The 232-nt window shown below is 59.5% G+C and carries 1 protein-coding gene; it reads right to left on the reverse strand.

Features of this window, described 5'->3' with window-relative positions:
- A partial coding sequence (locus tag SQ11_RS16170; protein WP_306463982.1) for an MBL fold metallo-hydrolase RNA specificity domain-containing protein occupies nt 1–232 on the reverse strand: 232 nt, incomplete at both ends.

A 232-nucleotide genomic window follows, 5' to 3' on the forward strand; every position in this document is an offset into this window, starting at 1 on the left:
CGCAAGTGATCCCTCAGCGCCGCCAGCGCCTCCGGATCACCGTGAATCAGGTTGATCGGCGTTTCGGGGGCCAGGTCACTCTGAGCAAGCCACTGTTCAATCTCTGCGAAATCCCCGTGCCCGGAAAGCCCACTCAACACTTCCAATCTGGCTTTGACAGGAAACCAGTCACCGTGGATCTTGATCCTTTCCGCTCCGCCAATCATCTTGGCCCCTCGTGTTCCCCCGGCCT

Origin of the sequence: Nitrosospira sp. NpAV (genome assembly GCF_000832065.1) — a bacterium.
GTDB lineage: Bacteria > Pseudomonadota > Gammaproteobacteria > Burkholderiales > Nitrosomonadaceae > Nitrosospira.